Source organism: Streptomyces sp. JNUCC 63, assembly GCF_054366325.1.
Window position 1 is genome coordinate 93,921 of record NZ_CM135963.1, and the last position, 25,858, is coordinate 119,778.

Consider the following 25,858-nt stretch of genomic DNA (forward strand, 5'->3'; position numbering starts at 1 on the left):
CACATTCTACCAACTCCCGTATGAGTCAAGGGCGTCGACCGATGGCCGACAGACGCCGAATCGCCCCGGCGGCGATTCGGCTTTCCCTGACCTGCTCCGCAGGAGTCCGTTTCTCCCCCGCAAGCGGGAGGTACCCCCACCCCGGCCTGAAGGCCGGGGTATCCACGGAGGAATTCCGATGAAGATCGTTCTTGACCGCTCCCGCTGCGAGGGCCACGGCCTGTGCGAGGAGGCCGCCCCACAGCTCATGCACCTCGACGACGAGGGCGAGCTCGTGCTCGACCGCGAGGAGGTCGACGAAGCCGACGCCGCCCTGGCGAACTCCGCCGTCCGCGTGTGTCCGGTCGCGGCGCTGAGGCTCGTATGAGCGGCGGCACGATCGACCGCGTCGTTGTCGTCGGCAACGGGATCGCCGGGCTCACCGCGGCCGATACGCTCCGTGAGGCCGGCTTCGACGGCGAGCTGACCGTCGTCGGCGACGAACCGCACCCGGCGTACAGCCGACCGGCTCTGTCGAAGGCGCTCCTGCTCGACGGCGGTGACATGTCGTCGCACGAGCTTCCGCCGGCCGGCCACGGGGCGACCGAACTCCTGGGCGTACGTGCGACCGGACTCGATATCGATCGTCGGCTCGTCACTCTCGACGACGGTACGGCTCTGCCGTACGACCGCGTCGTCCTCGCCACCGGCTCCCGGGCGCGACGGTTGTCCGACCTGCCCGAGGAGCTCACCTTGCGGGGACTCGACGACGCGCTGTCCCTGCGAAGCCGGTTGGCGGGCCGGCCGTCGGTCGTCGTGGTCGGCGGGGGCCCGCTCGGGATGGAGATCGCCTCGGGGTGCCTGGCCGCGGGCTGCCGGGTCACCCTCGTCTCCCAGGGGGCACCACTGATCCTCCAGCTCGGTCCGTACCTCGCCGGCGTCTTCGTCAAGGCCGCGCTGGACCTCGGGCTCACCATCGTCGAGACCGGGTCGGCACGGCTCGAACGGGGTGAGGGGGGCGCTCGGGTCGTCCTTGACGAGGGCGCGATTCTCGAGGCGGAGATCCTCATGACCGCCGTCGGCGACGTGCCCAACACGGAGTGGCTCGCGGACACGGGACTTGCGGCGAAGGGCGCCGTCCAGGTCGACTCGCGCGGCCTTGTTCGCCCCGACATCGCGGCCGTCGGTGACCTCGCGGCCTTCCCCACTCCGTACGGCCTGCGCCGCATCCCTCTCTGGAGCAGTGCGATCGAGCAGGCGAAGGTCGCCGCAACGACACTTGTTCGCGGCGACGAAGCGCCGCCGCTCCGGTTCCAGCCGTACTTCTGGACCGAGCAGTTCGGACTGAGCCTCAAGGCGGTGGGCCATCTGCCGCTGGAAGGGGAACCGACGTACGTCGACGGCGGGCCCGGTGGTGGGCCGGCGTTGATGCGCTGGTCGCGAGACGACGGCACCGGTGCGGCCGCGGCGCTCAACTACCGGATCCCGATTCCCCGGCTGCGCCGTATGACCCAGGCAGCCGCATAAGGTTTGCTCCATGGGCGACGGCGGAGAGGGCACCACGGGTTCGGGGTTGGATCGACTGGCATCGGTCAACCTCAACCTGTTGGTGCCCCTCCTCGCGCTCCTCGAGGAACGTTCGGTGACCAGGGCGGCGGAGCGGGTCGGTCTGTCACAGCCGGCGATGAGCCACGCCCTCACGAGAATGCGGCGTCTGCTGGGTGACGACCTCGTCGTCCGACAGGGGACGGGCGTCACGCTGACCCCGCGGGCGCTGGAGCTGATCGCGCCGCTGCGCAGTGCCCTGCAACAGACGGCACACATCGTGAACTTCCCCTGCTTCGACCCCGCCACGGATCGGCGCGTCATCACCATCGCCATGACGAACAGCACGGCGTTCGTCGTCGGCCCTCGACTGACGCGGCTCATTGCCGAGCGTGCTCCTCACGCCACGTTGCGTCTGCGTACGATCACGGTGCCGACCGAGGCCACCTTCACCGACCAGGGCGTCGACGTCGTGCTGCTCTCCGAGGGGCACTTCTCTCCGTACCCGCGCGAGCGGCTGTACGACGACCGCTGTGTGGTGGTGGCCTCACCGGACACGCCACCGGAAGCAAGCGCGCTCGACCTCCTGACCACACAGCCGCACATCGTCGTCGACACCGATCGGCGAGTCTTCCCGTATTCGGTGCTCGAGGAGAAGGGTGTCCCCTACCGCGTCGGCCAGCTGATCTCCGACTTCCTGCTGGTCCCTTACCTGGTCGCACGCGCGGGCGGCGTCGCTCTCCTTCGCTTCCAGGTCGCCGCCGCCATGCGGGCGCTCGCCGACCTGCGGATCGAGGAGTTCCCGTTCCCGATTCCCGGGCTCGGGATCGACATGGTCTGGAACCCCCGACTGGCCGATCAGTACTTCGTCGAATGGCTTCGGGCGCTGCTGTTCGACGTCGCAACGCATCTCTGACACCGGCTGCGCTCACTGCGCCGGGCTGGGCCAGGAACCGGCCCGCGCGGCCGGCCCGGCCGCCGACGAACCACTCGGCATCACCGTCCGCGAGCACGCGACCCGTCCGGGCGTCGTCGTGGTGCTCGACATGGCCGGGTCGCCGAGCGCAGCCGTGCTGATCACGGCGCGGCCTTGCCCTCCGTCTCGTGACCGGTCCCGCGGGCGTGGTCAGGTCAGTAGCCGCACCCAGCCGGCGCCGAGCTCGTCGAGCATCTGGTCGCGTGTGAGCTTCCAGTCGGCACGGTCCCAGTTCTGGGCGACGAAGTCGAGCTGGGCCATCGCGAGGACGCCCCGGAAGCGGCGTTGATGGGGCTCGAGGCGCCCCGCCTTCGCCAGTCCGTCCTCGATGTCGCTGATGGCCTCCTCCATCCATCGCTCGACCAGGTCGGTGAGTTCTGGATCGATCACCGCGGCATCGCGGCCGATGCGGATGATCGGTCGGACGGCCGGCCAGCTGTCGGCGGTTCGCCGCAGCCACACCATGATCGCCTCCGGTGTCCCGTCGGTGACGGCGGCGACGAGATCCTGCGCCGTGGAGCCGCGCTCGGGGGAACGGACGCGCTGCAGCGCCTCGTTGAGCTGCTCGTCGATGAGCGCCTTCATCAGTTCGCTGCGGGAGGAGAAGTACGCGTAGAAGGTCACTCGTGTGGTGCCCGCCGCGGTCGCGATGTCGTCGACCGTGGTGGCGGCGTACCCCTGCGTCTTGAACAGTTCGAGACCTGACTCCAGCAGCAGCCGCCGGGTCATCTGCTTCTGAGCCTCACGCAGGTTCGCCATGGCGGCACCTTACCGCGGACTGCACGCGAAACGGTCAGGCCGACATCTGGAAATACATCATGATTTTTTCCTTGCCTGAGCGTAAAGCACATGACAACAATCACGGGACCTCGCGGTGATGCGGGTCACAACCCCATTCGGTCGCCACGTCACGACTCCGGTAGCCTCGTCTCCTCGCTCGGCGGGTCAGCCGCCGGGGGGTACGGCGGTCCCCCGGTCGGCGTCGTGACGGCCGCGTCAGGAGCCGCTGCGCTGATCTCCTTCGTGGTCGCGCGCAGAGCCCGGCCGTGTCGCGTCGGTCGCCGTGACCGTCGTGAACGGCAGCACGAGCCGGGAGGGGTGCTCGGCATCTCGGTAGATCTTGTGGGTGACGGGGCGGCCCACCGGCAGGTGGAAGGCGTCCGGCGGCAGCAGCGCGTTGTGCTCGTCGGCCAGCGGCTCGGCGTTGGAGAGCTCCACGACCAGCTTGTGGCCCGGCAGGAACGTCGCCGCGAACGGGTAGACCCGCAGCACGTACTCCTCGATCCTCCCCGGTTCGACCGGCACCGCGCGGGTGTGCGGGTGGTGGGGGTCGCCCTCCGTGGTGCGCTCCTCGTCGAGCTCGCGGTGCGAGGCCTTGAGGTAGGCGGTGGTGATGAGCTGGCGCTTGCCGCCCGGGGCCTCGTCCCACATGCGCAGGATGAAATTCGTGTCGGGCTGGTCGATCTCCACGAAGAGGTGCGCCGCGCCCTGGCCGATCATCTCGGTGGGCTCGGTGAACGGAGCGGTGCTCCAGTCGAGGATCTCCACCTTGTCGGTCACCGTCAGCGGCGCCTGGTAGAAGCCGTCGGGGGCGGCGTACTCGGCGCCCATGAGCTCGGGCTCGAAGGACAGCTTGCGGCGCGGGCGCAGGTAGAGCGGCTTGTGCTCCACGTCCTTCGGCGGCCACTGGGCGCCGGTGACGGTCTCACGCGAGCCCTCGACGTGGACGGTGACGGCGGGCTCGTCCATGATCCCGTTGTCGACGCCCTTGAGCCAGTACTCGTACCAGCGGAACATCTTGTCGTGCTCTTCGATGAAGGGGCGCGACTGCATCGGCGGGTAGGGGCCGATGTCGAGCTTCTTGGGGCCCTTCAGCGCCTTGTACACCTCGATGGTGCCGTCCATCGTCCAGCCGCGGCCCTGGTCGATCTGGAGCCAGACCGGGATGTCGATGTTGGGCGCGAGCGTGATCGGGTTGCGCTCCTCGTACCAGTCGCCGTCGACCTCGTTCATCACGATGTCGAACCAGGCCTCGTGGTTCTTCGGGTAGTTGAGCACATGGACCAGGTTGGGCCAGGCGGCCACGTCCGGGTCCCGCAGCCGCGCGGCGACCTTCTCCTTGATCTCCTCGGGGGAGAAGGTCTCGAGCATGCGGGACTTGACGCCGTCGGTGAAGGCCCAGCCGGAGTCACCGCCGCGGCCCTCGCGGGCGGCACGCGGCATGAACCACATGACGCCGCCGTGGTAGGTGGTCTCGTAGAAGTCGTAGTGACCGCCGCTGACGAAGATCGCCTTGAGGCTCGGCGGCCGCTCGGCCGCCGCCAGCACCTGCATCGAGCCGAAGTAGGAGATGCCGATCATGCCGACGTTGCCGTCGCACCACGGCTGCTGCGCGACCCACTCGATGAAGTCGTACGCGTCCTGCCCGAGGGAGACGCCACCGGCGTTGTAGTTGCCGATGTGCTCGCCCTCGGAGGCGCCGGAGCCGCGCAGGTCGCCGATGACGTGGACGTAGTCCTCCTGGACGACACGCGCGATGTCACCCGCCTCGATGCAGCCGTCCCACATCGGGCTGGGGCGCCGCTGCGGCGGCGTGGTGAGCGCGAGGGCCTGCAGCTCCTTGCCGTAGGGGCTGAGCGCCACGAGCGCCGGACGCGGCTTGTCGTCGACGCCGCTGTAGGTGTCGGCCGCCAGCATGACGCCGTCGCGCATCGGCACTCGGAGATCCTTGCGGACGGCGATCTCCTGCCGGCCCGCCCGGATCGTCTGGAAATCGGTCATGAGTGCGAAGCTCCTGTACTACGAGTTCTGGTGGTGCTGCGTGCGGTAGCCGTGCATCGACGTGAAGAACGGCGACGGCTCGAGCGTGGGGTCGCCGGTGTAGCCGAGCTCCTCGGCGGTACGGGCGAACGGGGAGTACGGCGAGTCCGTCTCCTTCAGGCCGTCCTCCAGGCAGCCGCAGGCGGCCGAGGCGACCCGGCCCTCGGCGGCGAGGCTCTGCTCGATGGCCTCCCGGGCCTGGGCGGCGTCGAGCTCGACGCCGTACGGCGTGCCGTCGGCGCGGCGGTACGGGTGCCCGAGGTACAGGTGCCGCGGACGGACCTCGTCGCGCAGGTACTCCAGACTGGCGCGGTAGGCGACCGGGTCGGTGTAGCCGGGGAAGCCGTTGGCGGCCCCGTGGACCTGCACGGAGTCGCCGACGAACACCGAGCGCTGCCCGTCGACGACGTAGGCGACCGAGCCGGGCGTGTGGCCCGGTGTCGAGTGCACCGAGACGGTGACGTCACCGCCGAGGGAGAGGGTCTCGCCGCCCCTGACGAGCAGGGTGGGCTCCATCTCGCCGGAGATGACGGCGTTCGCGGCGGCCGTCACCTTCGCCTCCCCCTCCGGGTCGCCCAGGTACCGGCCCCGTCCCGCGAGGTACTCCTCCACGTGGGCCCGCTGCGAGCGGAGCATCGGCGCGTCGGCCTCGTGGATCACCACCCGGGCCCGCCGGCCGGTGAGCTCCCACAGCGCGTACGCCCCGCCGACGTGGTCGATGTGACCGTGGGTCAGCAGGATCCAGCGCACGTCCTCGATCCGGCGCCCGATCGCCTCGAGCGCGGGAGCCATCCCTTCGGCGGGCGAGGAGGCGATGCCGGTGTCGACGACGGCCGGCTCGGGTGCGTCGATGAAGAAGCTGTAGAGACCGAACCGGCCCCACGGCGAGACCAGGGGATGAACGGGGACTGTGTGCGTCATGGTCCTCTTTCCGAACTCGTACGCGGCCGGCCGGGTCAGCGCCGGCCGAGGAAGTCGCGCGTCTCCTCGAAGACCCTGTGGTACTCCGGGATCCAGGAGAAGTGCTGGACGAATCCGTGGCCCGCGCCCTCGTACCGGCTCACCGTGGCCTCCACGCCGGCCTCCCGCAGTCGCCGGCCGTAGAGCTCGCCCTCGTCGCGCATCGGGTCGTACTCCGCGGTGACGACGAGGGCCGGCGGCAGTCCGGTGAGGTCCGCCCGTTTGATCGGCGAGACGAGCGGGTCCGCGGGATCGGCGCCGCTGTCGATGTAGAAGGCGTTGAAGGGCTTCAGCCCCGCCGTCTCCAGGCCGTAGCCCACGGCGTTCTCACGCAGCGAGGCATAGCGGTCGACGTCGAAGTCCAGGTCGAGCGAGGGGTAGTAGAGGATCTGGTGCGTGATCCGGTCGAAGCCGTCGTCGTGCGCCTTGGCCGCGACCGCGGCGACGAAGTTGCCGCCGGAGCTGTCGCCGGCGATGGCGAGGGTCGTGCCGTTCCAGGCCAGGCTCTCGCCCTCCTGGGCGGCCCACCGCACGACCGCGTAGCAGTCGTCGAGACCGGCGGGGAAGACGGCCTCGGGCGCCAGGCGGTAGCCGACGGAGATGACCTTCAGTCCGGTCTCCCTCGCCAGCGAGCGCGCGACGTGGTCGTGTGTCTCCAGGCTGCCGAGGAAGAACGCGCCGCCGTGGAAGTAGACGAGCACGCCGTAGCTGTCGGCCTCGACCGGCGTGTAGATCCGCACCGGTACCTCGCCCGACGCCGTCCGCGCCGTCACGTCGTCGACCGCGTGGAGCGGCAGGCGCTCCTCGAGGGGAGCGACGTGCGCCTCGTCCGCGGCGCGCATGGAGACCGGGTCGAGCGGGCCCTCGGGCGGGGTCGGCAGGCCGGCGATGAACTTGGCGATCTCAGGATGCAGCGGCATGGTGTGTCACTCCTTCGACGCGGCGGCGGGCTTCTGGCCGGGGAAGACCTCGTTGATCTCGTCCTCGCTCCACCCCTGACGCGAGATGCGCTGCAGCTCGTCGGTCACCGGCTTGCGGGTGGCCCGGTACAGGGCCAGCGCCTCCTTCACGGAGTCCGCCTGCCCCAGGGCGTCGGCGAGCGCGCCGGCGTCCTCGATGGCCGAGTTCGCGCCCTGGCCCTGGTGGTGCAGCATCGAGTGGGCCGCGTCGCCCACGAGAACGACGGAGTCCGAGTGCCACGTGTCGACCGGGTCGATGTCGTAGACCGCGCGAATGTTCACGGTGTCCATGTCGAGGTCGCGCGTGATGCTCACGAGGCGCTCGTCGAAGCCCTCCACCGTCTTCAGCAGGTCGTCCTTCGTGACCTGCGGGTTCCAGGTGCTGTCCGGGCACAGGGCGGTGATGTCGAACGACACCTGGTCGCGGTGGCGCAGCGGCAGCAGGTAGATCTTCGTGCCCCTGCCGATGTACATCCGGAGGTTGTCGTCGACGACCATCCCGTGGGCGTCGTCGACGGAGATGACCGCGCGGTAGGCGTGCTCGCCGGAGAACACCGGGCCCTTGTCGCTGAACATCTGCCGGCGCACCACCGACTTGATGCCGTCGGCGCCGACGACCAGGTCGGCCTCGACGGTCTTGCCGCCCGCGAAGGTGAGGACGGCGCTGTCGCCCTTGTCCTGGACGGTCTCCAGCTTGTGGCCGAGGTGCACCATGCCCTCGGGGAGCACGCCCAGGAGGGCGTCGATGAAGTCACCGCGGTGGATCAGGTGGGTGCGGGTCTGCTCGCCGTCGGCCGGCCACGTCTCTTTCATGATCGGGTCACCGGTGGCCGTGAGGATCTCGAAGTACTCGCTCGGCGAGCTCACCTTCGCGATCGCGTCGAAGATCCCCCACTGGCGGAACCGGTTCATGGTGGCGGGACGCAGGCCGATGCCGGCGCCGACCTCCCGGATCTGGTTCGCCTGCTCGTACACGTTGACGTCGGCGCCGAACAGGCTGAGGGCCTTGGCCGCCGCCGCGCCGCCGTATCCCGCCCCGACGATGGCGATCTTCAGGTTCTTCAGGTCTGAGGACTGCATGAGGGTTCTCTCCTACTTCTGGATGGTGAGGAAGTCGGCCGGGTTGTCGACGAAGATCGTCTTGATCGCGGCCTCGTCGAGACCGGCGGCGCGGAGGTCCGGGATGAGGTCCTCGAAGATGTAGTTGACGGTGTGGCCCTTCACGCCCGGCCAGCCCAGCGGACTGCAGTTGGCGTCGGCGGAGGCGAGGACCTGCTTCAGCCGGCCTTCGCCGATGAACCTCAGGAAGTGGTCCAGCCGCTCCTGGCGGGGGCGGGCCCAGAACGGCGGGTCCGGCAGCTCGGTCTCGTAGCCGAAGGTGTCGAAGCCGATGCGACCGCCCTGCTCCGCGATCCAGGTGTCGCGCGTCTTGTCGGCGTTCACGCCGTCGTCGACGTGCCCGAACAGGACGCGGTCCAGGGGAAGGCCCTCCTCGTTGAAGATCGCGAGCGCGTTCTCGGCGTCGATCGCGAGGTGGGTCAGGATCGGCACGCCCGTGGTGAGCGAGGCGCGGGCGGCGGCGCGGTAGATGCGCTTGTCCAGGTCCGTCATACGGCCGCCGCGGCTCACCCCGACCTTGATGACACCGGCGAGGCTGCCGGTGTTGCCGATGCCGACGGTGATCTCGTGGACGAACTGCCGGGTCAGGTAGTCCACGTCGGCCCGGGCGAAGTGCGGCAGGGCGGTGTCGCCGCCGACGAAGCCGGTGCAGGCGACGATGTGGACGCCGGTCTTCGCGGACAGCGACTTGTAGTAGTCGACGTCACGGCCGTTGCAGATCCCGGTCACGTCGACGAAGGTGCCGCCGCCGTACTCGTGGAACTTGCGCAGCTTCGGGACGGTCTCCTCGTACCGCTGCTCGGGGGTCTTCCACCACTTCGTGTCCAGCTCGGAGCCGGGCATGCCGTAGCCAATGTGCTCGTGGACGGCCACGAGACCCAGCTCCTCGGCCGGGATCGGCCCCAGGACGGTGTTCACTCTCGACACAACACTCACCTTTGAAGAAGAAACTCGACGGTCGTTCGCGCCGGCGCGCTCAGCGCACCGACAGCAGGTCGCGCGGGTTCTCCACGAGAATCCGCTGCGCGTCCTCGTCGCTGAGACCCTGTGCCTTCAGGAGCGGGACGAAGGTGGTCAGGACATAGCTGTACGGCAGGTCGTTGCCGGGGTGGCCCTTCGCGACCCCGGTCGCGCTGCTCGAGAGCAGGATCCGGTTGCCGAAGCCGGCCTGCACGAGGTCGGCGACCAGGGCGGCGCGCTCGGCATCGGTGATGTGGGCCTCGTCCTCCAGGCCGACGTGGTCGAGTGCGACGTAGGCGCCGCGGCGGATGATCTCGAGGGGCGCGCCGGTGGCGACGGCGTCCTTGCGGTCGAGTCCGCCGACGACGACGCGGTCGGCCGGCAGCTTCTCGTCCAGGACGACGTCGAGGTCGTGGACGGCGTCGCTCCCGTAGCGGATGGAGACCGCGACGCCGGTGCCCAGGGCGGTCCGGGCCGCACCGCGGAACAGGCTCTCGTCGGTCGCGGTCATGCCCTCGAGGGTCGCGGTGGTGGCCACCAGGCCGGCGGCGCCGCGTCGCTCCACGCGAGGGATCACCATGCCCTCGATGATCTCCTTGGTGAAGAGGTCGGCGAACTTCTCGGCCGGCCACGGCGTCGGCGGGTTGGTCTGCGGCGTGAGGAAGTAGCCGCCGAGCAGCTCCTCCGGGCCCTGACCCGTCGAGGCGACGATGTGCACGCCGGTCGTGCGCGAGAGGGTCTCGTACAGCCGGACGTCCCGGCCGTGGAACATGCCGGTGCTGTCGACGATCGTGCCGCCGCCGTGGGCGCGGAAGTCCTTCAGCTTCATGGCGAGCGTCTCGAAGATCTCGGCGCGGTCGATGGTGACGTCGAAGGCGTACTCCGCGCCCGGAACCACCGACAGCAGCGCCTCGTGGACCGAGACGACACCCAGCTCCTCGGCCGGCACCGGGCCCAGGACGGTGTTCACGGTGTTGCTCTTGACGCTCATGCCTGCCTCACGTGTCCGGGGTGGGGTGCACAGCACCCTGTGGGTGCAGTCACAGTAGCCATTCGGTTTACAGCCCGTCAATGAAATGAACGCTAAGAAAAATCAATGCGCGGGGGGTGGGCGGACAAACCGGGACCGGCCGCTTGACGGCTGCCGTCGGGCCGGGCGGCCGAGCCTCCGCGCGATGCCCCGGGCCGCCATCCGAAGGGCTGACACCAGGAGGGCGCGCGTGCGGCGCAGGTCCGGCGCGACGAAGCCGACCGAGGCGACGACCTCGTCGTCGACCGTGATGGGCGCGGCCGCTCAGCAGGCGCCCAGGGGCATCTCCTCGGCGGTCGTCGTGGAGCCTTCTGCGCGGCCCCGGGCGGGTCCGCCGTCGCGGAAGCGGCGGGCGTGGTGGGGGCCGGCGCGGCGGGAGCGGCGTGCGCAGCCGTCGCCGCGTACTCCTGTCCCGGATTCGACGAGGTCACCACGCTCTCCGGGGAGACCCGCGACCCCAAGCGGACAACCTTCCGCGCGGTCGTGCTCGCGGGGCTCTCGGCGGCATCCTCTTCTCGGCCGTCGCCCACATCATGCAACTGGTCCGCCCGGGCGGCGCGTTCGACGATCCCGAGATCGTCTCCCGCACCATGCCCATCGGAGCCGGCGGCAAGACCCTCGCCGACCGAACCAGCACCGCCGCCGTCATCGGCGGCTTCGCCTCGGACCTGGCCGTGCAGCTCAGCTCCAACCGGCCGCTGTACATGATGGGCCGCGACGGCATGCCGCCCAAGCGGTTCTTCAAGGCGCTCCGCCCGCGGACCAAGGCGCCCGTCTGCTCCGTCCTCCTGACCGGCGCCGTGGACCTGCCCGGCCTCGGCGTCTGCCTGGCGACCGCCGCGTCGTCCATCGGCTTCGGCGCCTTTCTCGGCTTCACCGTCGCCAACGTGTGCGTCACCGCCCCCTTCGTCCGCCGTCGTGGCGTCGGCGGCGTCGAGGCATCCGACTGCCTGCGGACGGATCGGCGCCTCCGGCACGACCCGCTGGAACAACTCCTCCAACTCGTCCGGCACCAGCCGCTCGACGATCCCCACGTCGGCGGACCGTCGAACCGGCCGAATGTGATGACCCGTCAAGGCGCTGGCAGCGAACCACCCGCCACCGCCTGTCGGCGCGATCAGCGCCGCCCGCACCCGTAAATCCCGCTCGTGGACGCCCTGCCGGTCGGCAGGGCGGCAGGGCGGCAGAGGGTGTGGGTCCAGGTGCGGAGGCGCAGGCCCTTGCACTCGGGGGAGGCCGCCAAGGCGCCAACGGGTAAGCATGAGCCTCGTCGGAACACCACACACCCTGCAGCCGGAAGCCCGAAGGGGCCGCCCTGGTCGCGAACGGGCTCACCCCGACAGCCCTGTGAACACCTTGGCACTGCGGGACTGCCTGCGCCTGCGCAGTGAACTCGGCTTCCCCGGCGAGGACATCCGCGCCACGGACTTCACGGACCCGGTCACGCAGACTGGCGCCCGCCGAACGGCGGCCGGGCGCCGCCAGGCCACCGCCTCACCTGCCCCCGCCGCCCGGCCTGTCCGGCGCCGCCGAGACCCGGACGGCGGCTCCGACGGGGCCGGTTCCTGTGATGCCACCCATAGGAGCCAGATCACGTCCTATCGCAGGCCGTAGAAGCCAGGCCGCCCTGAACAGCACAGAAAAGCCCCATAGCGCCACATTCCGGACATCTCTCCGTAGTCGGATAGTACGTCACACCTTTGCGCACCGCCCCGCCCGCCGCTAACCATGGATGTCGTTGCCCCCCGCCACCGCGACCGACAGCGGCCGGCCCCCGACGACACCCCACCGGAGAGTTCCTTCCGCATGACCGCGACCACCCGCACCAGCCGCTTCGCCCGCCTGCGCACCCTCACCCTGACCGGCATCGCCACCACCGGCGCCGCAGCCGCCGCGCTCACCTTGATGCCCACCCCCGCACAGGCCGCCGAAGCGACCCAGGTGACCACCGCCTCCTCCGCGGTCACGGCCTCCCCCCACGACAGCCGCACCGCCTACCAGGGCAAGACCAGCCACGCCAACAACCTCGACGGCTGGATCAAGCAGTCCCTGAAGGTCATGAAGGCCAAGGGCATCCCCGGCAGCTACGAGGGCCTGCACCGCAACATCATGCGCGAGTCCGGCGGCAACCCCCACGCCCAGAACAACTGGGACGTCAACGCCAAGAAGGGCACCCCCTCCAAGGGCCTCCTCCAGGTCATCGACCCCACCTTCAAGGCCTACCACGTCGCCGGCACCGCCCACAGCGCCACCGACCCGGTGGCCAACATCACCGCAGCGGCCAACTACGCCGCCCACCGCTACGGCTCCATCGACAACGTCAACTCCGCCTACTGACCCGGCACACCCCCCGCACGACAGGGCCGGTGCCGGCAGCAACAACCGCTGCCGACACCGGCCCTCTCCGTCTTCCCACCGGTGCCTGAGGCGGCCGGCGGGCGCCGGCGGCCGCACGCAGCAATGCCAGTGGCTTCCCTCAGGTTCGTCTCATGAGTTCTTCTCCGAGCGTCTACCTGCTCGGCGTGGCCGCTACGCGCTCCTCGGTCGGATCGCGCGATGAGCAGTTGCTCGAGGTGGTCCGCAGCAACTTCGGGGACGATCTGGCCCGCGACGACGGCTATTTCAGCCACGGGATCGAGCAAGGCGCCCCCACGGTATACGAGGCACCGCGCGCGGTCGTCCACGGCGGGCCCTTCAGCGAGAACAAGGACCACGCCTTCCAGTACGGCTACGTCTACGATCGACTGTGCTCGCTCACGGGCTCGTTCCTCCCCGACTCGTGTTTCACACCGCACCGGGGCGACCGGCTGTCGGTGGTCGACCAGGGCCTGAACGCTCTGAGCATCACCGCCGTGGTGGAGGCCGTCATGCAGTGCCTCGACTGGATGCGGCACACGCAGGCCAGGCCCGGCTTCGGCGTTATCGGCTTCCGCTCCTGAAGTCCGGGAAGCGTCACCGGACCGTCGGCCCGTCCTCCTGGTGTCTGCACCGGTGGTTCCATCACGCCGCGCGTGCTCGGCGCCACCGGCCCGCACCCCTCGCGGAATCCACTCAGCGGCACCGCGAGCGTCTGTGTGCGGCGGCCGTCAGGCCGACGCGCGTCTTGTTGTCCAGGCCGACGCAGTCCGGCCTGGCTGCGGCAGAGTTCTGGGCAGAGGCCCTCGGTTGCTGCGGCGTCGCGGTGGCCGTTGTCGCATGGGGCGGCTGCCGGGTCGGACGTGCCTCGTGCCCGTGCGGTCCCGGCAGGTGCGGGTGGCCCGGGGCCGGGTGTCCGGGGCCGGTGGTGCTCATCGGGGCGGTGCCGGGCGGTGGGGCCGCCGCGGGTGGCCGACCGGGGGGCCGCCGGAGGCCTGCCGGTCCGCCTCGGCCGCCGCGGCGGCCCGGCGGTCGGCCCGTTTCTCCGGGACGAGGAGGTCGGCGGGTGTGCAGTCCAGGACCTCGCAGAGGATGTCGAGGTCGTCGAGGCGGACGGTCAGCGGCCGGCGGGACCACAGGTGGGACATCTTGCCCGCGGAGACGGTCAGTCCGGCGTCCGCGAGCATCCGCTGCAGTTCGCCGGCCTTCCAGATGTCGCGCTGGGCGGCGACCATCCGCAGGTTCCACTTCATCGGCGGGCCCTCCCGCATCGGGCCGGGGTCCGCCGGCCGGTGCGGACGCGGGCGGCTTCGGCGGGGGATGCGCCGACGTGCACGTGGATCATGGTTTGTGCTGAGCCCTTCCTGTCCGGGGGGGCTGCCGGGGGCGGGCCGGCGTACAGAACGTCCTGGGGACTGCGCCGTTAGACTCAGTGGCAAGCGGCCGACCGACCTCCCTCGCACAGGAAGAACCAGCGGTGCCCAACACACTGCAGGAAATGATCAAGAACAAGCTGGATCAAAAAGGATGGTCCTACAGCGATGTAGCGCGCCGCGGCGGCATCTCCCGCTCGACCGTCCACCATCTGGCGACGTCGGCGCGGCTGGCGCAGATGCCCCAGCAGACCACGCTGGAAGGGCTGGCCAGGGGCCTGGGGGTGCCGGTGGCGCCCGTGCAGCGGGCCGCGGCCGAGGCCGCGGGTGTCCATGTCTACTTCGAAAACGCGCCCGCGTGTGCCGACCCCGAGGTGGAGATCCTCATCGCCAGCGTGCACAGGCTCAGCCCCACGGACCGCCGGCATGTGGCTGTGCTCGTCGAGTCATTGCTGCGGGCCGGGGAATCCTGAAACAGACGTCGGGCGCGGAGGCGGGTGCGGGTGCGGCACGCCGACGCCGGCCGCGGAGGTGGGATTCAGAAGCTCCCCCTCCCCCGTCCTGCCGTTCTGATCCAGTCGATGAGTGTCCGTACAGTCGCATAGTCGAGTTCTGCCACCCTGGCGATTGCTTGCAGGCCGCCTGAGTCCATGGGCACGCACGCCGCGTCCAGGGCGCAGTACAGCAGCACTTGATGGGCTTGTGCGGCCGAAAGAGGTCTTCCCGCATCCATGGCGGTCCTGAATTCTTCGGCGATGGGCAGGGGCGGTGTGATGTCCATGTCTGTGCCGTTGTTTTTCGGTTCGTTTTCCGTGTTCTTGCTCTACTTTCGGCGGGTCAGGCGCTCGAGGATTTCCAGCAGGCGCTCCTCAGGTCGTTCCGGGTGCTGCCCGTCGTGATGGCCCGTCAGTTCACGGCGCACTGTTTCCCAGAATGCCTCGGCCAGTGCGTGGTCGTACCAGTCACCGATGGTCCCCGAAGCAGACGCGTGCCTGAGGGTGTGCGTGCGCCGGGTGAAGAAGCATCCGGTGAGATGTCCTTCCGTGGCGTCGGGGACCGGGTCCGCGGCAGCCTCCTGGGCCATCGCCGCTGTGAGCGCGCGGTCGACGAGCAGGGCGGTTTTCTCGGGGCCCGTGCTGAAGCCCACCAGGTGATGCGTTGTTGCCTCGAGCACGACGGCGGCGCACCAGGTGCCGTTGGGGGTTGCGCCGGAGGACACGTCGATGACCCATCGGCGGCTGGGAGCGCCGGCGGGTGCGGGCGGTGTGCTCTCGTGCAGTCTTCCGGGTCTGCCGCGGATGCCGGCCCGGTTCATGAGGAGTTCGACCGTTCCGTGGCTGACGGTGATGCCGTAGCGGCGGCCGAGTTCCTGCCTGAGGCGGCGGTATCCGAACGTTGAGCCGGAGGAGCGGTGGATGTCGAGAAGAATCCGGGTGAGCCAGGCGTGCCGCAGCGCGCGGGCCGACGGGGTGCGGTCACGCCAGGCGTAGTAGCCGGACTGCGAGACGCCGAGAAGCTCGATGACTCCTCGCGCCGGAAAGCCCGCTTCGGCCATCGCAAAGATCACTTCGTATCGTCTTTTGGGGGCATCGCTTCCTTCATGAGGTCGATCACTTTCCGGCAGGCGGTGATTTCGTCCTGCAGTTCTTCGATGCGCGCGTGTGCTTGCCTCAGCTGGGACTGCGCGATGCGGTTGCGGTGCCAGCGGTAGACGGTCTGCTCGGGGATCTGGAGATACTGGGCGACGTCCTTGACGGAGCGCCCCTGGGCAATGAGCTGCAGTGCGTGCCGGCGCAGGGCTGGAGGGTGCGGGCTGCTCACCGGGCCTCACTTCCCGGCTGGGCGTCGCCGGCGGTGATGCGCGCAGGGGGTTCTGCCGGATCTGCCGGAATGTTCTGCCGTAGTGCTCAGGGCTGCGGTGGGAGTCCACAGCCCTGAGCGTTTTCGGCCGGGTTCACCGGACATGGCGGTGCAGGGTCACGGTCGGTGCGAAGCCGGCCCCCCGGTCGCTGCCGCCGGCCCGCGGTGCGCGGGCCGCCTCCCGGTCGAGGACGGCCTTCACCTCCCGGGCGAGTTCGTCCGCCTCACGGGTGACCTGCGAGATCGGCAGACGGGAGGATTTCAGAGCGTTGACCTTCCGGCCGATCGAGTCCAGCTCGCTGCGCGCAGCGCGGCTGAGGCTGAACCCGCGGGGCGTGGCGACGACGAACTGATAGGCGGCGGAGACGGTCTGGCATGCGGCGCAGTGTTCGTTGACCGCCCGGCTGAGGTTGGTGGCGTGGATCAGACGGGCGTTGGCGCCGGCTGTGGTGACGATCTGGTAGGACAGGGCGACCGAACGGCAGGGGGCCTCCAGCGAGCAGCCCGCCGATTCCGCGGTGGCCCGGTTGTTCGCCGTCACGGCGACGGACGGACCGTATTCGTGGATGGCGAAGGACGCGTCGGACTGGTTGATGTGGATCCGGTCGGCGCGGCTGTGTGCCAGGTCGACGGCGACGGCGACCCGCTGGGACAGGCGGGAGGCGCCGGCAGCGGCGCCTGCCGAGGCGCTGCCGGCCGTCACGGCCAGTGCGGCCGCGGCGGCGGCACTCAGGCCGGCGGCCGCCCTGGTGACACGGCGGGTACGCGGCTTGCGGTGGTGCATGGTTCTTCTCCTCGGGTCGTCGGGGCGTGCGGGGCCCTCAGGACGGGCTGGGGCTCGGGGGTGTTGTCGCCGGGGGCGAGGGGGTGGCCGTGACGGGCTTGGACGGTGAGGGCGAGGGGGGCGCGGAGGCCGTCCGGCTGGGGGAAGGGCGCGGGGCCGGTGTGGTGGGGGCGGGGTCGGTGGGGGCAGTTGGGGTGGGTCCGGTGCGGGGCGTGGGGGCGGCGCGTCGGCCGGCGGACGGCGCCGGGTCGGCTGCCGGGGTGGCGGGCGCCGTGACGGCTGGGGCGGGCCGGCCGGATGCCGGGGACGGAGTGCGGGGGTGCGTGAATCGTTTCCCCGCCGACGGAGTGCCGGCCGGAGGGCCGGTGTGGAGCGGCTGCAGGGCCAAGTCCGCCGACCTGGCCCCGCAGCGTCTCGCGTGTTACTGCCGGACGCTGATGACCTGAGCGGCCTCGGACTGGGCGACCGCGTACGGCGAGTACTGGTTCAGCGCGGCCGACTCGTTGTGCGCGTCCACGTGCGCGACCTTCTTCGTGATGCTGGTCATCTTGGTGAAGTTGAACGAGAACTTCCCCAGGGCCTCCCGCCCGGGCAGCAGTTCCGCGGTCTCGGCCTCAAGCTGGTCCATGTTCATTGAGGACACCTTTCATCCTTGGTGAAGGGGTGTGAGGCAAAACGAGCACCGGTGCGGCACGGCGGGAAAACGCGCCGTACAGCCGCTGCCCGGCCTCCTTTCGCAGCCCTGCCGGCGTGTGCCGGCCGGCGGACGGTGAATCAGCGGACGTGCCCGCCGACCGCGCCACAAAGGCTTTTCGGACGCCAGGAACCCGCTCCCCGCAGCCGAGTCATGCAAAAACCCGCCTGCGACAGACCGGGTACGGCACAGCCACCGGGAAAACCAGCAGCCACCAGCCGGACCTGCCGTCCAAAGTCTCCGGACGGTTTGTCCGGAGGGCCTGGACGGTAGCCCAAGCGGAACGAGAAACGCAAACCACCCATATGCGACATGCGTTCAAAAGCGCACTGTCGTTCACTTCCGCACTGCCACCGGTGGCCGACCGCACCCGGCTCCCAGCCCCTCGACGTATCCGGCCGCACCACCGGCCACAGCGGCGACCCCACCCCCCTCCATCGCCACGCCGGCCGACCGCACGCCCGATCGCGCGGACCCCCGCCCAGGCCGCGCTGCGCCGACACCCCGGCCCGCAGCACCCGCGCGAACACCTCACTGCGGGCAACCCCCGGCACAGCCTCATGGCCGTCTGGCGGCCGCTGCACGAACGCGGCACCCGGACCCGGCCGCTCACCGGCCTCCACCTCACCGCCGATCCCTACCTCTCTTGATACGCGACCGCCCCCGCCTGCCCGATACCGCAAGAACCCTGCCGCCCAGCCGCGGCCTCCAGCACCCCCACACACAGACGGCCCGGCTTCCTTGCTGCGCAGAAGTTCTCCGTGCAGCACTGCGAGCCGCATCCGGCGGCACGGGCCGACACCGCTCCCGCCCGCCCCATCGGACGGCTCGTCACCGAAAAATCCCGAAGGCCGGGCGCGGCATCGGCCTCTCCCCCGCAGACCCGACGCACCCGACCCCGTGGGAAAAGAGCTCCGTGAAAGCCGGGGCAGATCCATGACGGTTCATCACGTCCCGTCGGCAGCAAAACAGCAGGCGACAGAATAGGTGACCCGTTTTCACAGCTCTTTGAAATACGGGGCGTTTACGGGTCGGTAATTCACTCGGGAGAGCCATTGATTCAGTTCCGTGAACCAGCCGGACGGTCAATCCCGCCACGCCCAGCAATTCGTCTGGACGGGTGTTTCGGACAAGCGGTACACCGCCGCTTCGCACGCGGCCGGCAAGACCGCTGAGCTGCCGTTTCCGAATCCCACCCACCCGCCCTACCTCATGGCCGCACACCGGCTTCCGCGGTGGCTACGGAAATTCGCGGTAGCGTCGGATGCAGCGGCAGGAAACCGATCGAATTCCTGCCGTCCGAAAGGAGAGTACGTGAAGACCATTGCCAGGTCAGTGGCAGTCGCCCTGCTGACCGCCGGAGCCGTCGTGGTGCCTGCCTCAGCACAGGCCATCGCGGCCCCCCTCCACAGGCCGGCCTCCGCGACGTCGGCCGTCCACGCGTCCGACCGAGACCGCCACCACAGCCCCTACGACTACCGTCACGACGGTGACCTGCGACGACACCACTACGACGGCCGTGACTACTGGCGTCATGACAGCCACCGGCACCGGTACTGCGGCCACCACGCCCGGTGGGACCGGGACTGCGACCGGGACCGGCGCCACCACTCGCACCGCTGGGACTGCTACCCCTACGGGCGCCGCTAACCCTCCCCGCTGAATACCGTACCGCCCGCCGTCACATCCTCCGACGGCGGGCGGTACGGTATTCACCGAAGAAAAGCAAGCCGAAAAACCATGGCCTCGGAAATATTCCGCCGCCCCCCGGCCGGCCCTCAGCCAACGGTCACCCTATAGACCGTCACAATGGTTCCTTCCACCGGAACACAAGAATCCACCCGGCCCGTTCCCAGCTCAGAAATGGCCCGACTCACGGCCTGAAGTTCGGCCGCACTGAGAACGGCAGCGGCAGCCTTGAAAAGATCGGCCAACGTTGCCTCGGACACTTCCTGGCGCGCATCACCAGGGAGCAAAATCACCGGCTCACCGGTACTGCCGCGGACGACAGCGGTCATGGACGTTCCCTGCACGACGAGCACCTGCTGCTCCTCTCACCAGCACACCGTTTCCAACCCGCTGATCCAGGCACGGCAGGAGGATATCCCTCGCACTCCCCCACACCCGTGAACGTGCTGATACCACCGGCCCTGTTCGAGAAGATCCCGCCGAGCACAAGTCGGTAGCCGGGCGCACCGGCCTCAACGGACGGCGCCCTGGCTGCGCTCGTCGTCGCCCCCGCCGATCCCGTCCCGGCGGTTCTTCCGTCCGCCCCACCCAACGCGGCGCTCCCTGTCCGGGTGGTCGCCCAGCCGGCGAAGAGACGGGGAAGGACACCACGGCCCGGCGAACTCAGCCCCCACCAGTGCAGGCCGTCCCCGCGCGCCGGTACGCCCTGCCGTCGAACGACGTCACCCCCGGGCCGGGAACCCTCCACACTCCGCATGCCCGGAGAGTGGCGCGCACACATCCACTCCCATCCCAGTTGCATGCGTGCACCTTCGCAGGTCAACGCTCTAGATCAGCGTCCTTGCAGGCCACGCCGCTATTTCCGCTCCTGTGTGCGAATCAAAATACCCTTGCGTCACTCCAGCCTGGCAACTTCCATACCTGCGTGCGTGCGAGTCAGCCGCACCGACGCACGACGCCGAGGGGGTCTTCCGGCCATGCTCCGTCTCCACATGACCACGCTCCTGGCCAAAGCCAGGGAACTCGGTGACCACAGCGTCGCCGACATGGCCCGGCGCACCGGCATCAGCACATCGACCCTGCACCGCCTCGCGGCCGGCACGAAACAGCCCAGCCTGGCCACCCTCTGGACCCTGCACGACGCCTACGGAGTCCGCCTCGACACCCTCGTCCACGACGCCCCACACCCCACAGCACCACACCCCAACCCGCCCCTGGCCACCACCCACCCCAGCCCGGCACCAGCCCGGACCCGGCTGACACCCCCACCCCCGGCCGGCCCACCACCACCGACCCACTCACGACCGGGAGAAAGGCCTTGATCTCAAAGGCTCAGACCGCATCCGGCGGCCCCACCACGAAGGAACCGGCCCTCATCAGCCGCGCCCAGCACGGCGATCGAGAAGCCTTCGGCGAGCTGTACCGGATGCACCACCACACCATCGCCGCATACATCCACCTGCGCATCCCCTCCAACCCCACCCTCGCCGAAGACCTCACCGCCGACGTCTTCGTCAAAGCCTGGGCCAAAATCGGCACCTTCACCTGGACCGGCACCTCGATCCGCGCCTGGCTGTGCACCATCGCCCGCAACACCGTCGCCGACCACTTCAAAATCGCCGCCACCCGACGCCTGACCTACGTCGACCACATCACCCACCTCGGCGACACCTGCACCACCCCCGAAAACCCCGCCGAAGACACCGCCCTGACCACCCTCGCCATCAACGACCTCCACACCGCCCTGTCCACCATCACCCCCCGCCAACAACACGTCATCCGCCTCCGCTTCCTCGACGAGCTGACCATCAGCGAAACCGCCCACACCATGGGCACCACCAACGCCGCCGTCAAAACCCTCCAGTGGCGCGCCCTCGACTCCCTCCGCAAGGCCTACACCAGAACACACACATAGCCATCACCACCCGAGGACCATCGCCACACCCACGCAAGGGTGTGCCAATTCAACTGCTGACCTTGGTTGTTGAGATTCAGTTGTTGGCCGGTGCGAGTCGACCCTCGAAGGCGATCCGGAACGCGTGGGGGACGCCTTCCAGCGCATGGTCCACCGCTTGCGGCCCTTGCCGGTCGGCGCGGGACTCATCAGCGCCAGGTAGGCACACTCGAGGGCGGCGTTGAACGACTCGGCGCAGGCATCGGCGAATCGGCGGAGGGTGCACTGCGCCCCCGCGATCACTGCGGAGGACAGCGCCGGCCAGGCTGCCCCGTGTCCTGGCGGCTGTGACGGTGGCTCGACAGAGGAACTCGCGTCGCCCACCGGCAGGTAGGTGGTGTCACCGACGTACTTCGTGTTCGGCGCGGTGGCGGTGAAGTCGCGGCGCAGCTGACCCGCCACCCGGCCTCGCGCAGCTCGCCAGTGATCCTGGGGCGGCCTCAGGTGCCGTCCCACTCGGGCTCGGGCGGAAGCGGTTCACCAGTTCATCTCGGCGGCGGAAAACTTCGTCGCCCTGCGCAGGATGTCCCGCTCGGTGGCCAGTTTCTGGTTCTCCTTGCGTACGGCCTCCAGCTCCTGCCCCGTGGCCTCGCTCACCGGGACGGGCCCACTCGGCCCGCACCCAGGGGGTATGGACGGCGGCGGCGTCGATGTCGGGGGTTGGCATCCAAGCCGAACCCGCGGCGACTTCTGCCTCGGGAAGGCCGCCGCCTTGGTCCTGCGCTCAAAGCAGCGCCGTACCCGGTCGTCGCGCTCGGCCGGCAGCAGCTCGGTGAGGAAGGCGAGGTAGGGCATCTGCTCGCGGGCGGCCTGCTCGGCCAGGGCCGGGAACTTCGTACGGATGGTGGGCAGCCGGAGCATCCGGCAGGCACCGGCCACGGCGGTTCCGGCCGCCTGCTCACTCATCCGGTGGCGGCTGGTGGCGTTCACGGCCTCCGTTCTCCCATGCCGGCGGCGAGCCGGCCGCGGGTGCGGCGCCAAAGAGCCGGTCGTAGCGGGCCGGTGAGGGCAGCGGCCGGGTGCCCGGCGGCAGATGGGCCGGCGGCCGCGCGGTCAGTGCGCCCACCCGCAGTGTGGCGGCGAGCCCGGCCACCAGGTGCTCGTGCGGGATGCGCCGGCCGAGCAGCAGCACGTCGATCAGGGCCCGGGTGCCGTCCTGGCCGCCGCGCACCCGCGGGCCTCGGCCCACCATGCGTCGTGGACCGGGGTGAACTTCCCCGCGGCCCCGGTCGGCGTGCGGCACAGCCCGCACCCGGCGGCCCATACAGCGGGCCGGCATCGAGTAGCAGTTGGTACGGCGCGGGAGCAGCACCTCGACACGGGTTGCGTCCCGCCTCGTGGTGCAAGCGACCTTGCTCGACGCGTTCCGGTAAGCCGCACGCCGGCCACCCCATGGGACACGGATCCCGCATCGCGCGCGGTTGACCTGCTGTCAGCGCCATGGGCGGCCCCTGAACCGCGTCGATGCGGCGGTGACCTGCGTATTCCGAGTACTTGATCGGCTACGCCACCTGGCGGGACGCGATCTCGACACGGGGCAGCCCCGCACACGAGCACGCCTACGATCAGGCAGGGGCCCTGGGAACGCCCGACAGCAGTTACGCTGCCGGGCACCGCTCCGCGCCTGCTCTGCCGCGCTTCAGCGCTGTTCCTTCCGCCTGCTGCGCACCAGCCAGGTGGCTCCCCCGACGGCCAGAGCAATCGGCCATTCAAGAGCCCCCGCAACAGCGAGCGCTCCCAAGCCCCCGTAGAAGACCAGGTCCCGGGCGGGCAGGTTCTCCACCCGGGCAGGCAGGTTCTCCAGACGGGCGGGGAGCTTCTCCAGACGGGCGGGCAGCTTCTCCAGGCTGAGGTACGGGATCGGAACCGAAGGGTGGAACGTGCGGGTGTGCAGGTGGATACCCCCGCCGTCAGGATGGGCCTCTCCGGCCTTCTCTTGCCGAGCTTGCACACGTTCAGTGTGCGACCGCATGCTCTGAGTCCTGTACTGCCCCTTCTGGGCCCGCACGCGCTCGGCAGGCTCCAGCGTGGTCAGAGCAGCAGGTGACAACTTCTTCTGCGCCCGGACACGCTCGGTGGGCTCAAGCACGGTCTGCGCTGCCGTAGCCATCCCTCTCCTCCTCTCCTTGGAGTCGGTATGGGTGTGCCTCTTCCTCCATCCTCGCGCACCGCCCGCCATACCACGACGCCAGACTCTGCAGACTTCACAGGAGGACGACACAATTTTGCTACAGCGAATGATGCATCCGATGATCGCCGCACCGCATGCGATCAGAGGCTCTGGATGCGCCTGCGGCGCCTCAGGCCGCGGCTGCCATCGGGCGGCCACTGCGGACGTAGGTATTCCAGAGCTGGACGAGCAGACGCATGACGAGCGCCTCGATCACGGCGACTGCCGCTTGGGTCAGGAGCGAGGTCAACAGGTGTGGCATGGGACGCCACCTTTCTTGCACATGCTGGACGTACCTTCCCTTTGTCCGCCGGCGTGGCTTCGCGCGGGCGGAGTGCAGATGACCACGGGCTTAACTTTCGGTGTCATGCCAGGTTCGATGAACGCACACAACGTGGCTTCGACCGGCCCAGGACGCGGGAGGGAAGGCATGGACGAAATCAAGGACCGGCAGACCGCCCATCTGTATGCGGAGAACAGGGGGAAGAAGGGGCGCATCGCATCGATGGTGTCCCAACCCCGCGTGACCACCATGAGTCTTCAGCGGGCCCTCGACGCACACGCATTGAGTTGATGGTCGTCGGCGTTCAGCGTGGGACCAGTGTGTCGCCGGCGTACTGCCGATGTCATCGACGAACTTGTCGCGGATGTGGTCCATCCACCGGGTCCTCGGCCTTGAGGACGAGTCCGGTCAGGCGGCCGCGCTGCAGGGCGACGGCAGATCTTCTTCCAACGGGTATTGCACTCGTGAAGACGAGAACCAAGGTGATGGGTACGGGCGGTCTGCTGTCGCCCGCGCATCAGCAGGCCGAGCTGGACGACCGGGTCGAGCAGGGTGGCCCAGCCCTGGGTGCCGTCGGGGGTGTGCCGGGGAAAGATGCTGCGCACGCCGGCCGAGGCGGGCAGAGCGCGGGGGACGACGGGGCGCGGGTCGATGCCGCGGGCACGGTCGGCCGAGGCCGGGGAGGGCCTCCACCTCGGCGGGGCGAGCCGGTCGATGACCTGCTCCGGGTGGCAGCGAGGACGCTGCCGGGCTCTCCGCCATCCGGGCCACGTCGGCCAACGGTCTGCCGCCTGACCTGGAACGTCTGCGCATTCTTCGGGGCCGACACCGACGTGGTCGGCGTGATCGCTCTCGGCATGATCACCGCACTGGGTGGCGGCGTCATCCGCGATGTCCTCATCGGCTCGCTACCACCTGCCACCTTCCGCGACTGGCGCTACTTCACCCTCGCCGCAGTCGGCGCGCTGATCGCGTTCGCGCTCAGCAAGCGGCTGCATCGGCTGGAGACACCGATCACCGTGCTCGACGCGATCGGGTTGAGCGTGTTCGCGGTCATCGGCGCGGACAAGGCCCTGGCCTTCGGGCTCGGCATCGCGCCCGCGATCTTGCTGGGCGTGGTCCCGGGGGCGGCTGACGGGTCAGGAACAGAAGTCGGCGACGGTGTGGGTGAGGATGTCGGTGAGGCGGTCCAGCGAGGCGAGGTCGACGTACTCGGTCGCCGCGTGTGCGCCTGCGCCGTCGGCGCCGAAGAGCAGGCAGGGGATGCCGGCGCGGTCCAGGAGGGCGCAGTCGGTCCAGAAGGGTTCGGCGCGTACCACGGGCGGGTGGCCGAGGGCCTGCTCGGCGTGGTGGGTGAGGGTGCGGACGATCAGGGCATCGGGGTCGGCTTCGAAGGGGGCGCGGTGCAGGCCGCGGGTCAGCCGGTAGCGGAAGTCGGGGACCGTGTCGGCCAGGTGGCCGAGGACGTCGGCCAGTTCACGCTCGACGGTGTCGGCGCTCTCGCCGGGCACGGTGCGGCGTTCCAGGGTGACGCGGCAGTGCGCCGGGTAGGTGGAGGGTTCCTCACCGCCGTGGATGACGGAGGCGTGCACGGTGCCGGTGCCCAGGAGGGGGTGTGCCGGGCCCTGCGCGAGGCGCTGCCCCAGTTCCTCGAGGGCGACGAGGAAGTGCCCGGCTTTGGCGATGGCGTCGATTCCGAGCTCGGGCCGTGAACCGTGGGCCGCGCGGCCTTCGAGCTCCACCTCGAACCAGACGAAGCCCTTGTGGGCGAGGGTGACTTCGAGGTGGCTCGGCTCGGTGACGATCGCCGCGTCGGCCGTGAAGGACTCCAGCACTTCCTCGGTGCCCGAGCTGCCGTGCTCCTCGTCGGCGACGCAGGCGAGGACGATGTCGCCGCGCAGGGGCCCGTGGACGGTGGCGCGGGCGGCGGCGACCATCATGGCCGCGATGCCGCCTTTCATGTCGAAGGTGCCCCGGCCGTACATCCTGCCGCCGCGGACCCACGGGTCGAGCGGGTCGCCGTCGTGGCCGGCCAGGCCGACCGTGTCGAGGTGGCCGTTGAGCATGAGGGAGCGGCCGCCGCCGGTGCCGCGGGCGATCGCGACGAGCGAGGGCCGGCCGGGGCGCTTTTCCAGGCGGTGCACCTCGAAGCCGCGGGCGGCCAGCCATGAGCCGCAGAAGTCGGCGATGACGGTCTCACCCGCCCCGCCGGGAACGAGGTCCGGGTTGACGGAGTCGATGGAGATCAGCCTGGCCAGCAGGCGGCCGGGGTCCGAATCCGGGGGTTCGGGAGCCGCTGGGGTCGAGGGGGTCTCGGGGAGCATGGGGACCTTCCGAAGTGCTCGGGC

Annotated in this window: 29 protein-coding genes and 3 pseudogenes; 13 read left to right on the top strand and 19 right to left on the bottom strand. The window is 69.9% G+C overall.

The genetic code is table 11. The features are described 5' to 3' along the window. The first annotated feature begins 178 nt into the window (after nt 1-178). The 3 genes from ACX25U_RS00345 to ACX25U_RS00355 are packed head-to-tail and all read left to right on the top strand — an operon-like array spanning nt 179 to nt 2,440. Entirely contained in the window at nt 179-367 is a 189-nt protein-coding gene (locus ACX25U_RS00345) for a ferredoxin (protein WP_454387922.1), read from the top strand. Beyond that, a complete protein-coding gene (locus tag ACX25U_RS00350) occupies nt 364-1,506 on the top strand; it encodes an NAD(P)/FAD-dependent oxidoreductase (protein WP_454387923.1) in 1,143 nt (380 codons plus the stop codon). The genes ACX25U_RS00345 and ACX25U_RS00350 overlap by 4 nt, the downstream gene beginning before the upstream one ends. A gap of 10 nt (nt 1,507-1,516) precedes the next feature. After that, nucleotides 1,517-2,440, top strand: a complete 924-nt coding sequence (locus ACX25U_RS00355; RefSeq protein WP_454387925.1) for a LysR family transcriptional regulator — start codon at nt 1,517-1,519, stop codon at nt 2,438-2,440. A 210-nt stretch (nt 2,441-2,650) separates the two neighbouring features. On the opposite strand, the gene ACX25U_RS00360 is transcribed toward ACX25U_RS00355, so the two are convergent. The 7 genes from ACX25U_RS00360 to ACX25U_RS00390 all read right to left on the bottom strand — a co-directional run bounded on the left by ACX25U_RS00360 (nt 2,651) and on the right by ACX25U_RS00390 (nt 10,309). Further along, nucleotides 2,651-3,259, bottom strand: coding sequence for a TetR/AcrR family transcriptional regulator (locus ACX25U_RS00360; protein WP_454387927.1), 609 nt, complete (start codon nt 3,257-3,259; stop codon nt 2,651-2,653). Between the two features lie 237 nt (nt 3,260-3,496). Continuing rightward, nucleotides 3,497-5,281: a CocE/NonD family hydrolase gene (locus tag ACX25U_RS00365; RefSeq protein WP_454387929.1), complete on the bottom strand. Its 1,785-nt coding sequence runs from the start codon at nt 5,279-5,281 to the stop codon at nt 3,497-3,499. A gap of 18 nt (nt 5,282-5,299) precedes the next feature. Then, nucleotides 5,300-6,241, bottom strand: coding sequence for an MBL fold metallo-hydrolase (locus ACX25U_RS00370; protein WP_454387930.1), 942 nt, complete (start codon nt 6,239-6,241; stop codon nt 5,300-5,302). A 35-nt stretch (nt 6,242-6,276) separates the two neighbouring features. Further along, complete coding sequence (locus ACX25U_RS00375) at nt 6,277-7,200, bottom strand: alpha/beta hydrolase (protein ID WP_454387932.1); 924 nt, start codon at nt 7,198-7,200, stop codon at nt 6,277-6,279. 6 nt (nt 7,201-7,206) lie between these two features. Continuing rightward, a complete protein-coding gene (locus tag ACX25U_RS00380) occupies nt 7,207-8,319 on the bottom strand; it encodes an FAD-dependent oxidoreductase (protein WP_454387934.1) in 1,113 nt (370 codons plus the stop codon). A 12-nt stretch (nt 8,320-8,331) separates the two neighbouring features. Beyond that, entirely contained in the window at nt 8,332-9,285 is a 954-nt protein-coding gene (locus ACX25U_RS00385) for a phosphotriesterase family protein (protein ID WP_454387936.1), read from the bottom strand. Nucleotides 9,286-9,334: 49 nt separating this feature from the next. Continuing rightward, complete coding sequence (locus tag ACX25U_RS00390; protein WP_454387938.1) at nt 9,335-10,309, bottom strand: phosphotriesterase family protein; 975 nt, start codon at nt 10,307-10,309, stop codon at nt 9,335-9,337. Between the two features lie 572 nt (nt 10,310-10,881). On the opposite strand from ACX25U_RS00390, the gene ACX25U_RS00395 reads away from it, so the two are divergent. The 4 genes from ACX25U_RS00395 to ACX25U_RS00410 all read left to right on the top strand — a co-directional run bounded on the left by ACX25U_RS00395 (nt 10,882) and on the right by ACX25U_RS00410 (nt 13,287). Then, nucleotides 10,882-11,487 (top strand): hypothetical protein, encoded by a 606-nt coding sequence (locus ACX25U_RS00395; RefSeq protein ID WP_454387940.1) that lies wholly within the window; start codon nt 10,882-10,884, stop codon nt 11,485-11,487. A gap of 208 nt (nt 11,488-11,695) precedes the next feature. Then, the gene (locus ACX25U_RS00400) at nt 11,696-11,962 is read left to right on the top strand and encodes a hypothetical protein (RefSeq protein ID WP_454387942.1); all 267 of its coding nucleotides are present in this window, start codon (nt 11,696-11,698) and stop codon (nt 11,960-11,962) included. 192 nt (nt 11,963-12,154) lie between these two features. Continuing rightward, the gene (locus ACX25U_RS00405; RefSeq protein WP_454387944.1) at nt 12,155-12,685 is read left to right on the top strand and encodes a transglycosylase SLT domain-containing protein; all 531 of its coding nucleotides are present in this window, start codon (nt 12,155-12,157) and stop codon (nt 12,683-12,685) included. Nucleotides 12,686-12,837: 152 nt separating this feature from the next. Beyond that, complete coding sequence (locus tag ACX25U_RS00410) at nt 12,838-13,287, top strand: DUF7691 family protein (RefSeq protein WP_454387946.1); 450 nt, start codon at nt 12,838-12,840, stop codon at nt 13,285-13,287. A gap of 348 nt (nt 13,288-13,635) precedes the next feature. Here ACX25U_RS00410 and ACX25U_RS00415 read toward each other — a convergent pair whose 3' ends face one another. Then, a complete protein-coding gene (locus ACX25U_RS00415; protein WP_454386351.1) occupies nt 13,636-13,956 on the bottom strand; it encodes a helix-turn-helix domain-containing protein in 321 nt (106 codons plus the stop codon). Between the two features lie 245 nt (nt 13,957-14,201). On the opposite strand from ACX25U_RS00415, the gene ACX25U_RS00420 reads away from it, so the two are divergent. Beyond that, the gene (locus ACX25U_RS00420; RefSeq protein WP_454387948.1) at nt 14,202-14,549 is read left to right on the top strand and encodes a helix-turn-helix domain-containing protein; all 348 of its coding nucleotides are present in this window, start codon (nt 14,202-14,204) and stop codon (nt 14,547-14,549) included. A gap of 350 nt (nt 14,550-14,899) precedes the next feature. On the opposite strand, the gene ACX25U_RS00425 is transcribed toward ACX25U_RS00420, so the two are convergent. The 4 genes from ACX25U_RS00425 to ACX25U_RS00440 form a co-directional block, all read right to left on the bottom strand. Continuing rightward, nucleotides 14,900-15,631: an IS3 family transposase gene (locus tag ACX25U_RS00425; protein WP_454387950.1), complete on the bottom strand. Its 732-nt coding sequence runs from the start codon at nt 15,629-15,631 to the stop codon at nt 14,900-14,902. Nucleotides 15,632-15,639: 8 nt separating this feature from the next. Then, nucleotides 15,640-15,897, bottom strand: coding sequence for a helix-turn-helix domain-containing protein (locus tag ACX25U_RS00430; protein ID WP_454387952.1), 258 nt, complete (start codon nt 15,895-15,897; stop codon nt 15,640-15,642). A gap of 133 nt (nt 15,898-16,030) precedes the next feature. After that, complete coding sequence (locus ACX25U_RS00435) at nt 16,031-16,720, bottom strand: hypothetical protein (RefSeq protein WP_454387954.1); 690 nt, start codon at nt 16,718-16,720, stop codon at nt 16,031-16,033. A gap of 421 nt (nt 16,721-17,141) precedes the next feature. Continuing rightward, nucleotides 17,142-17,354, bottom strand: a complete 213-nt coding sequence (locus ACX25U_RS00440; RefSeq protein ID WP_454387956.1) for a hypothetical protein — start codon at nt 17,352-17,354, stop codon at nt 17,142-17,144. A 1,374-nt stretch (nt 17,355-18,728) separates the two neighbouring features. Here ACX25U_RS00440 and ACX25U_RS00445 point away from each other — a divergent pair. Continuing rightward, the gene (locus ACX25U_RS00445; protein WP_454387958.1) at nt 18,729-19,064 is read left to right on the top strand and encodes a hypothetical protein; all 336 of its coding nucleotides are present in this window, start codon (nt 18,729-18,731) and stop codon (nt 19,062-19,064) included. A 128-nt stretch (nt 19,065-19,192) separates the two neighbouring features. Here ACX25U_RS00445 and ACX25U_RS00450 read toward each other — a convergent pair whose 3' ends face one another. Next, nucleotides 19,193-19,456 (bottom strand): hypothetical protein, encoded by a 264-nt coding sequence (locus ACX25U_RS00450; protein ID WP_454387960.1) that lies wholly within the window; start codon nt 19,454-19,456, stop codon nt 19,193-19,195. A gap of 639 nt (nt 19,457-20,095) precedes the next feature. Here ACX25U_RS00450 and ACX25U_RS00455 point away from each other — a divergent pair. Together ACX25U_RS00455 and ACX25U_RS00460 are read left to right on the top strand one after the other, a co-directional pair. Further along, on the top strand, nt 20,096-20,425 hold the full coding sequence (locus ACX25U_RS00455; RefSeq protein ID WP_454387962.1) for a helix-turn-helix domain-containing protein: 330 nt from the start codon (nt 20,096-20,098) through the stop codon (nt 20,423-20,425). After that, nucleotides 20,422-21,018, top strand: coding sequence for an RNA polymerase sigma factor (locus tag ACX25U_RS00460; RefSeq protein WP_454387964.1), 597 nt, complete (start codon nt 20,422-20,424; stop codon nt 21,016-21,018). Before ACX25U_RS00455 ends, ACX25U_RS00460 begins: the two co-directional genes overlap by 4 nt. Before the next feature lie 76 nt (nt 21,019-21,094). Here the strand turns inward: ACX25U_RS00460 and ACX25U_RS00465 are convergent. From ACX25U_RS00465 to ACX25U_RS00485, 5 genes and pseudogenes are all read right to left on the bottom strand, one after another. After that, a pseudogene (locus tag ACX25U_RS00465) lies at nt 21,095-21,237 on the bottom strand (IS256 family transposase); the annotation flags it as partial. A 415-nt stretch (nt 21,238-21,652) separates the two neighbouring features. Beyond that, nucleotides 21,653-21,963: pseudogene (locus ACX25U_RS00470) on the bottom strand (ATP-binding protein); the annotation flags it as partial. Then, nucleotides 21,956-22,249, bottom strand: coding sequence for a hypothetical protein (locus tag ACX25U_RS00475; protein WP_454387966.1), 294 nt, complete (start codon nt 22,247-22,249; stop codon nt 21,956-21,958). The gene ACX25U_RS00475 and the pseudogene ACX25U_RS00470, both read right to left, overlap by 8 nt. Before the next feature lie 447 nt (nt 22,250-22,696). Continuing rightward, a complete protein-coding gene (locus tag ACX25U_RS00480; RefSeq protein ID WP_454387968.1) occupies nt 22,697-23,008 on the bottom strand; it encodes a hypothetical protein in 312 nt (103 codons plus the stop codon). A gap of 349 nt (nt 23,009-23,357) precedes the next feature. After that, the gene (locus ACX25U_RS00485; protein ID WP_454387970.1) at nt 23,358-23,489 is read right to left on the bottom strand and encodes a hypothetical protein; all 132 of its coding nucleotides are present in this window, start codon (nt 23,487-23,489) and stop codon (nt 23,358-23,360) included. A 168-nt stretch (nt 23,490-23,657) separates the two neighbouring features. Between ACX25U_RS00485 and ACX25U_RS00490 the strand changes: the two genes are divergently transcribed. Together ACX25U_RS00490 and ACX25U_RS00495 are read left to right on the top strand one after the other, a co-directional pair. Then, complete coding sequence (locus tag ACX25U_RS00490; protein WP_454387972.1) at nt 23,658-23,801, top strand: hypothetical protein; 144 nt, start codon at nt 23,658-23,660, stop codon at nt 23,799-23,801. Between the two features lie 194 nt (nt 23,802-23,995). Beyond that, nucleotides 23,996-24,628 (top strand): annotated as a pseudogene (locus ACX25U_RS00495) (trimeric intracellular cation channel family protein); the annotation flags it as partial. 21 nt (nt 24,629-24,649) lie between these two features. On the opposite strand, the gene ACX25U_RS00500 reads toward ACX25U_RS00495, so the two are convergent. Next, entirely contained in the window at nt 24,650-25,834 is a 1,185-nt protein-coding gene (locus ACX25U_RS00500) for an ArgE/DapE family deacylase (RefSeq protein ID WP_454387974.1), read from the bottom strand. Nucleotides 25,835-25,858 lie beyond the last annotated feature (24 nt).

Coding starts and splice junctions, on each gene's coding strand:
- ACX25U_RS00485 (WP_454387970.1), bottom strand. CDS start 23,489: ATGCCACACCTGTTGACCTCGCTCCTGACCCAAGCGGCAGTCGCCGTG.
- ACX25U_RS00440 (WP_454387956.1), bottom strand. CDS start 17,354: ATGAACATGGACCAGCTTGAGGCCGAGACCGCGGAACTGCTGCCCGGG.
- ACX25U_RS00370 (WP_454387930.1), bottom strand. CDS start 6,241: ATGACGCACACAGTCCCCGTTCATCCCCTGGTCTCGCCGTGGGGCCGG.
- ACX25U_RS00415 (WP_454386351.1), bottom strand. CDS start 13,956: ATGAAGTGGAACCTGCGGATGGTCGCCGCCCAGCGCGACATCTGGAAG.
- ACX25U_RS00380 (WP_454387934.1), bottom strand. CDS start 8,319: ATGCAGTCCTCAGACCTGAAGAACCTGAAGATCGCCATCGTCGGGGCG.
- ACX25U_RS00455 (WP_454387962.1), top strand. CDS start 20,096: ATGACCACGCTCCTGGCCAAAGCCAGGGAACTCGGTGACCACAGCGTC.
- ACX25U_RS00420 (WP_454387948.1), top strand. CDS start 14,202: ATGATCAAGAACAAGCTGGATCAAAAAGGATGGTCCTACAGCGATGTA.
- ACX25U_RS00410 (WP_454387946.1), top strand. CDS start 12,838: ATGAGTTCTTCTCCGAGCGTCTACCTGCTCGGCGTGGCCGCTACGCGC.
- ACX25U_RS00490 (WP_454387972.1), top strand. CDS start 23,658: ATGGACGAAATCAAGGACCGGCAGACCGCCCATCTGTATGCGGAGAAC.
- ACX25U_RS00365 (WP_454387929.1), bottom strand. CDS start 5,281: ATGACCGATTTCCAGACGATCCGGGCGGGCCGGCAGGAGATCGCCGTC.
- ACX25U_RS00395 (WP_454387940.1), top strand. CDS start 10,882: ATGCAACTGGTCCGCCCGGGCGGCGCGTTCGACGATCCCGAGATCGTC.
- ACX25U_RS00405 (WP_454387944.1), top strand. CDS start 12,155: ATGACCGCGACCACCCGCACCAGCCGCTTCGCCCGCCTGCGCACCCTC.
- ACX25U_RS00425 (WP_454387950.1), bottom strand. CDS start 15,631: ATGGCCGAAGCGGGCTTTCCGGCGCGAGGAGTCATCGAGCTTCTCGGC.
- ACX25U_RS00390 (WP_454387938.1), bottom strand. CDS start 10,309: ATGAGCGTCAAGAGCAACACCGTGAACACCGTCCTGGGCCCGGTGCCG.
- ACX25U_RS00435 (WP_454387954.1), bottom strand. CDS start 16,720: ATGCACCACCGCAAGCCGCGTACCCGCCGTGTCACCAGGGCGGCCGCC.
- ACX25U_RS00345 (WP_454387922.1), top strand. CDS start 179: ATGAAGATCGTTCTTGACCGCTCCCGCTGCGAGGGCCACGGCCTGTGC.
- ACX25U_RS00360 (WP_454387927.1), bottom strand. CDS start 3,259: ATGGCGAACCTGCGTGAGGCTCAGAAGCAGATGACCCGGCGGCTGCTG.
- ACX25U_RS00375 (WP_454387932.1), bottom strand. CDS start 7,200: ATGCCGCTGCATCCTGAGATCGCCAAGTTCATCGCCGGCCTGCCGACC.
- ACX25U_RS00475 (WP_454387966.1), bottom strand. CDS start 22,249: ATGGTGGGCCGAGGCCCGCGGGTGCGCGGCGGCCAGGACGGCACCCGG.
- ACX25U_RS00500 (WP_454387974.1), bottom strand. CDS start 25,834: ATGCTCCCCGAGACCCCCTCGACCCCAGCGGCTCCCGAACCCCCGGAT.
- ACX25U_RS00350 (WP_454387923.1), top strand. CDS start 364: ATGAGCGGCGGCACGATCGACCGCGTCGTTGTCGTCGGCAACGGGATC.
- ACX25U_RS00355 (WP_454387925.1), top strand. CDS start 1,517: ATGGGCGACGGCGGAGAGGGCACCACGGGTTCGGGGTTGGATCGACTG.